Source organism: Cellulomonas hominis, assembly GCF_901521055.1.
In the GTDB taxonomy this organism is placed as follows: domain Bacteria; phylum Actinomycetota; class Actinomycetes; order Actinomycetales; family Cellulomonadaceae; genus Cellulomonas; species Cellulomonas endometrii.
Map to the genome: position 1 here is coordinate 1 of NZ_CABEGA010000005.1, position 1,588 is coordinate 1,588.

The following is a 1,588-nucleotide window of genomic DNA, read 5'->3' on the forward strand; positions in this document are numbered from 1 at the left end:
CGGCCGGGGGGGGCGGCGGGGGGGGCGTCTGGGCTGGGTGCGATCCCCGCCCCCGCCGCCCCCCCGGGCCCGGGGGCCGCGCCGCCGCCCCCCCCCCGCCCCGCCCCCCGCCGGTGGCTCCCCCGCGTCCTGCTGGCGCTCGCCGCGCTGCTGGTCGCGCTCACCTACGGGGTCACCACCGCCACCGCCGAGCAGAGCCTCGGACCGCACGAGGCGCGGTACGACGTGACGACGGACGCCACCGTCACCCTGGACCTCGGCCCGTTCGGGACCATCGAGATCGACTCGCCGCTGCCCGTGGGTCTGGGCGCGCGGGTGACCGTGGAGGAGATCCCGGTCGACGTGGACGCGCTGCACGGCGTCGACACCCTGCAGGCCCTGACGGGCGACCTGAACTCGTACCTGCAGTTCTTCACCGGGCCGCAGGCGACCATCGAGGACGCGGCGCGGGCGCTCGCCGTGGACGCCGCCTGGCGGACGCTCGCCGCGCTGGCCGTGCTCACCGCGGGGTGGTGGGCGGGGCGCGCGCTGCTCGGGGCGGGCCGGCGGCGCGAGCTCGCCGCGTGGGTGGTGCCGCACGCCCGGCAGCTCGTGGCCGGCGGCGTGGCCGTCGTCCTGGTCGGCACGCTGGTCACCGCGAGCGACCGCGACCGCACGCGCGGGCAGGCCGACGCGCTGCCGGCGTCGGCCGTGTTCGACGGCACCCCCCTGGAGGGCGCGCGCATCACCGGGCGGCTGGGCGGCATCGTCGACACCTACGGCGGTCTCGTGGTGCAGGCGTACCGCGACAACGAGGAGTTCTACCGGCAGGCGGACGACGCTCTGGTGGCGGCGTGGGACGGCTGGGAGGACCGGCGGCCCGCGGTCGAGGCGGCGGCCTCGGAGGCCGAGGAGGCGCAGGAGCCGTCCGCCGGCACGCCCGCGGACGGCGCGACCGCCGGGGCCTCCGCCGACGGGTCGGCCCGCCCGTCGGGGAGCCCGTCGCCGACCGCGAGCCCCACCGACGAGCGCGAGGAGCCGGTCACGCTGCTCCTCGTCTCGGACCTGCACTGCAACGTCGGCATGGCGCCCTTGATCACGTCGCTGACGGAGCTGTCGGGCGCGCAGGTCGTCCTGGACGCCGGCGACACGACCATGAACGGCACGTCCGTCGAGCAGTACTGCGTGACGACGTTCGCCCGCGCGATCCCCGACGGCGTCGACCTCATCACCGCACCCGGCAACCACGACTCCGCGGAGACGACAGCCCAGTACGCGCGGGCCGGCGCCACGGTGCTGGACGGCGGGGTGATCGACGTGCGCGGCATCCGGCTGCTGGGCGACCACGACCCGAAGGCCACCCGCCTCATCACCACCCAGACCCAGGACGAGTCGTACGCGGACGTCGGCACCCGCCTGTCGGACGTCGCCTGCGACGACCCGGACGGCGTCGACCTCGTCATGTTCCACAACCCCCGGGTCGCGCCGAACCTGCTGGCCGACGGCTGCGTGCCCGCGCAGCTCTCCGGCCACATGCACACCCGCACCGACCCCGAGCAGGTGGGCCAGGGCATCCGGTACATCTCGTCCTCCACGGCCGGCGCGCAGG

General features: G+C 76.8%; 1 protein-coding gene. It reads left to right on the forward strand.

Going from position 1 to position 1,588, the window contains the following annotated elements; genetic code table 11:
* Nucleotides 1-225 precede the first annotated feature (225 nt).
* The coding region (locus tag KJP73_RS01320) for a metallophosphoesterase family protein (protein ID WP_249669001.1) at nt 226-1,588 on the forward strand (1,363 nt) is incomplete at its 3' end.